This is a genomic window from Streptomyces sp. LS1784, from assembly GCF_020103755.1.
Taxonomy (GTDB): domain Bacteria; phylum Actinomycetota; class Actinomycetes; order Streptomycetales; family Streptomycetaceae; genus Kitasatospora.
Genome location: NZ_JAHSQD010000640.1, coordinates 1 through 4371 on the forward strand (window position 1 = coordinate 1; position 4371 = coordinate 4371).

Sequence of the window (4371 nt, forward strand, 5' to 3'; positions counted from 1 at the left end):
CGGCCGCGTAGGCCAGGCGCTCGGCGGCGTCGTCCGCGCCGTCGAGGTCGCCGCTCTTCGTGCCGGCGGCGGCCAGCGCCTCGGCGACCGTACGGATGCTGCCCAGCTCGCCGCGCACACCCCGGCCGAGCTGCTCGACCCGGTCGTCGCAGCGGGCCCGGGCGCGGCAGTGGAAGCCGAGTTCGCAGGTGGAGAGGCAGTCCGGGCTGTACGCGGCGGGCACCGCCTCGACCGAGGCGGTCAGCTGTTCGGTGGTCCGGGCCGGTGCGCCGTCCTCGTCGGCGGCCAGGTCGAAGTCGGCGTCCGGCGGCAGTGCTGCCAGCAGCCCGCCGATGCCGGTCATCCGGCCCAGCTGGCGGCGGGTGGTGGCCAGCTCGCGGCGGACGTCCACGGCGACCGCGGTCGGCCGGTTGCCGAAGTCCTTCGGGCAGACCAGCAGCACGCTGGTGCGGGGGCTGCCCGGCAGCCGCTGCTCGGTGTACGGGTCCTCGTCGAGCGGCTGCCCGGCCGCCGTGGCCGCGGCCCGCTGGAGCGCCAGCACGTACACGGCGGCCTGCCGGGCGGCGGCTCCGACCTTGGCCGGGTCCGCGCTGCCGTCCAGCACCGGGAAGGACTTGATCTCGACCACGGTGCACCGCCCGCCGTGCACCACCAGCGCGTCCGGCTCCAGGTAGGCGGTGCTGCCGGCCACCTCCAGGCGCAGCATCGGGTGGTCCAGCAGCGTCCAGGCCTCCGGGTCGGCGGCAGCCCGGGCCAGCGCCTCGGCCGTCCGGTCGGCGCGTACGGCCGGGCCGGAGCGGTGCAGCAGGTCCGGCACCCGGAGCGGGGCGTGGCCGTCCGCCGGGACGCCCAGGTGGTGGCGGAGCGGCTCCAGCAGCGGGGCGTAGCCGTCCGCCTTCAGCCGGGACTCGAAGATCACGCCGCGGGCGATGGCGAAGGGGGACTGGCCGAAGGGGGCGGGGCGGCCGAGCCGGGCCGCCAGCGCCGACTTGTCCACCCCGGCCGCGTCGAGCACGGCGCGGCGGTGGCAGCCCGGATTGGCGGCGAGCGCGGCGAGGGAGCGGGCGTTCAGACTGCGCTGCGGGGCCGGTCCGCGCAGCTCCGCGAGCCGCTGGGCGAGCGGCTCAGCGGGCCCGCCGGGCGGGACGTTCGTCGAGACGTTCATGGTGCGGCCCAGTGTCGCATCCGGGTCCGACAATGCGGTGCGGACCGGCCGTTGGGCGACGTACCGGGTGGCCGGAACCGCATGCCCGGCGGGCCGCGGTCACCGGCGTGCGACCGTGGCCGCCGGTACGGTCCCGCGTCGTGGCAGCCGTCCGGGTGGGGGATCATGGAGCCCGGTGCTCAATGGTGAGACCGACCGTTGCCACCGCCCGTTGCGAGGAGCCGCCCATGCCCGCCCGAATCGTGCTGGTCCGCCACGGCGAGACCGAGTGGTCCGCCACCGGCCGCCACACCGGCCGCACCGACATCCCGCTGACCGAGGAGGGCCGGGCGATGGCCCGGGCCCTCGGCGCCCGACTCGCCAAGGCCCCCTGGAACGGGCTGCCGGACGCGCTCGTCTACACCAGCCCGCTCGGCCGGGCCAAGGAGACCTGCGAGCTGGCCGGCTTCGGCGACCGCGCGGTGGAGCGTCCGGAACTGATGGAGTGGGACTACGGCCGGTACGAGGGCCGCACCGGTGCGGACATCCGGGCCACCGACCAGCCCGGCTGGCTGATCTGGCGCGACGGGGTGCCCGGCGGCGAGAAGCTCTCCGAGGTGGCCGCCCGGGTGGACGCCTTCCTGGCCGCCCTCAAGGACGAGCACGGCGTCCCGGACCCGGACACCACCGTGATGCACTGCGCCGACCGGGACGTCGTCCTGTTCGCGCACGGCCACCTGCTGCGCATCCTGACCGCGCGCTGGCTGGGCCTGCCGCCCGAGTTCGCCCAGCGGTTCAAGCTCGGCACTGCCGCGCTCTGCGTGCTGTCCTGGGAGTACGGCGCTCCGGCGGTGGAGGTCTGGAACGACCTGTCCCACCTGGAGGGCCTGGGCGCCGGGCACTGACCCCCGGCCCGGCGGGAGACGCCGTCCGCACATGGGCGGCGGAGCGCGGTCCGTGCTCGCTCCGCCGCTTCCCAGCCGTTCGGGACCGGCCCGCAGTGGAGCGGGCGCAGGCCCGGGGCCGGGGGCCGGAGGACTCCGACGCCGGTAGGGGTCACGGCACTCGACGTGATGTCGGCGATGGCGGCGGGCGTACCCGTCCGGCGGCCGACACGGTCGCGCTGCCTCCGAACGAGCACCGGCGGCCGAACCGTGGGCGGCAGGAGCGCCTGCGGCGGAGTCCGCGAGGCGGGCCTCAGGCCGCCGCCCGGTCGTAGTCGGTCAGGAACCGGCGCACCTCGGGCACCGCGACGTGCGGGCGCAGCCGTCCGGCGGTGTCCGCGAGCATGCTCCGGATCCGGGCCGAGCCGACGTCACCGAACAGTGCGACGGCGGCCGAGCCGTGGTGCGCCGCACCCGCCAGATCCCCGCGGCCGAGCCGGTCGTGGGCCAGCTCGGCGGTGTACAGCACCCGGTTGCGGACGAAGTGCGGCTTCTGGAGCGTTATCGCCAGCCCGGCCTGCTCGCTGGCGCGGTCCCAGTCGCCGAGTGCCGACCAGCACTGCGCCTGGAGGCCGGCGATCTCGGCCTCGCCGAAGAAGGACATCCACTCCGGGTCCTGCTCGCCGGGGCCCCGGTCGAACAGGGCGTACGCCCGGCCGAGCGCGCGCTCGCAGGAGGCGCGGTCCTGGAGCAGCGCCCAGGCGCCGGCCTCGCGCATGGTCAGCAGGGCGAGCAGCCGGTCGGAGTCCAGCCCCCGGGCGGCGACCTGCCCGGCCTGGGCGGCGCGCAGCGCCTCGCGCGGGCGGCCGGCGTCCCGGGCAAGGAAGGCGCTGTTGCAGAAGACGTGTGCCTCCAGGGCGGAGTCCCCGGCCATCCGGGCGGTGGCGAGCGCCTCGGAGTAGAACGAGCGGGCGTCCGCGAGGCGGTTCGAGTCGTGCGCCAACCAGCCGACCGAGATGGCGAGTTCGCCCGCCCCGGCCTGGAGCCGGCGCTCCGTCTCGGCGCTGTACTCGCACTCGTTGAGCAGCACGTACGCGTTGCGCAGCGACTGCCCGGCGAGTTCGTACAGGGCGTCGGCGCCGTGCGCGTCGTCGGCCAGCCGGATCTCCCGGACGGCCTGTTCGACGCCGAGCACCTCGGCGGCGCCGACCCGGCGCAGCGGTGCCACCGGCCAGGGCCGACCGGGCACCAGCGGTTCGCCGCCGAGCGGCGACGGTGCGGTGAACTCCGCACCGGGAAGGACGCCTTGGCCGGTGAGTGCACCGGAGGCGCCGTCGGCACCGGCCTGTCGGCCGGCGGCCGCGGCCGGTCGGTCGATGCCGATCACGGTGGCCAGCGCGGTGGTGCCGCCGGCCAGGAACGTACGGCGACGCACGTCGTCGTTCTCCTCGTCGAGATAGGGCGATCCATCGGGCCCCCGGGGCACCGCGCCGGGGCTCGGCCACGGGGGCCCGTCCGGAGCGGCTGGATCCGCGTACGGCGAGGCAGCGTACGGGAGTTGAGTGGAGAGAGGTGAGCGCGGGGCGGGCAGGGGCGGGAACGTCGGGTGGAGCGGAGGCGGTTCGACCCGTCCGCCGGACCCGTCCGCCGAGCGGCGGCGGACGGAGGTCCGGGGGGCGAAGCCGAGGTCGGCGAGCGTGCGGTCCGGCCACATGTGCCGGAACACCCGCTCGTAGGCGTAGTTGGGGCAGCGGATCTCACCGGACTCGACCCGTCCGACGTAGCGGGCGTCGCAGGACACGTGCTCGCCGATCTCGCGAGCGGCTCTGCGGACGGCCGTGGCGAACTCGCCCGGTGAGCGGTCGCCGCGCAGCGCGCGCATCACGGTGTTGGGGGACGGTCGGTTCGGCTCGGCCGGTGGGGTGGCTGCCATGGCGCCGAGAGTACTCGGAGTCACCGAGTGGCCACAGTCGGTTGGTGGGGCATTGACCGTCAATCCAGGGCAAAACGGGCGATGTTGCGGGATATCTGCCATGAAATGCCATGCCTTGCTGTAAGGCGCCCCGTGGCCCGCGGTGCGCCCGCCGCGTTGTCCTGGTACGCGGAAAAGCCCATGCCGTCGCCCCCGGCCCGTCCCAGCCCGGCGGCCCGTCCCAACGGCTGTGCTTCCGGAACCGACGAGGTACAGGAGGGCCCATGACGGCCACCGGACTGCCGCAGTACCGACCCGTCCCCGGGGGAGTGCTCGCCGGCGCGGCCCCCGCCCTGCTCCCCGAGCCCGGCGACGACCGGGCCCCGGGCCGGGGCCCGGTCGAGGGCAGCCGCGTCCCCCGCGGCAGCCGC

General features: G+C 76.1%; 3 protein-coding genes. 1 reads left to right on the plus strand and 2 read right to left on the minus strand.

Features of this window, described 5'->3' with window-relative positions; all coding sequences use genetic code 11:
• The coding region (locus KS423_RS39540) for a hypothetical protein (RefSeq protein WP_224284561.1) at positions 1 to 1165 on the minus strand (1165 nt) is incomplete at its 3' end.
• 227 nt (positions 1166 to 1392) lie between these two features.
• Here KS423_RS39540 and KS423_RS39545 point away from each other — a divergent pair.
• Positions 1393 to 2049, plus strand: coding sequence for a histidine phosphatase family protein (locus KS423_RS39545; protein ID WP_224284562.1), 657 nt, complete (start codon positions 1393 to 1395; stop codon positions 2047 to 2049).
• Between the two features lie 292 nt (positions 2050 to 2341).
• On the opposite strand, the gene KS423_RS39550 is transcribed toward KS423_RS39545, so the two are convergent.
• Positions 2342 to 3961, minus strand: a complete 1620-nt coding sequence (locus KS423_RS39550) for a tetratricopeptide repeat protein (RefSeq protein WP_224284563.1) — start codon at positions 3959 to 3961, stop codon at positions 2342 to 2344.
• Positions 3962 to 4371: the final 410 nt, after the last annotated feature.

Excerpts from the sequence above, each read along its gene's own strand:
- KS423_RS39545 (WP_224284562.1), top strand. The coding sequence starts at position 1,393 with ATGCCCGCCCGAATCGTGCTGGTCCGCCACGGCGAGACCGAGTGGTCC.
- KS423_RS39550 (WP_224284563.1), bottom strand. The coding sequence starts at position 3,961 with ATGGCAGCCACCCCACCGGCCGAGCCGAACCGACCGTCCCCCAACACC.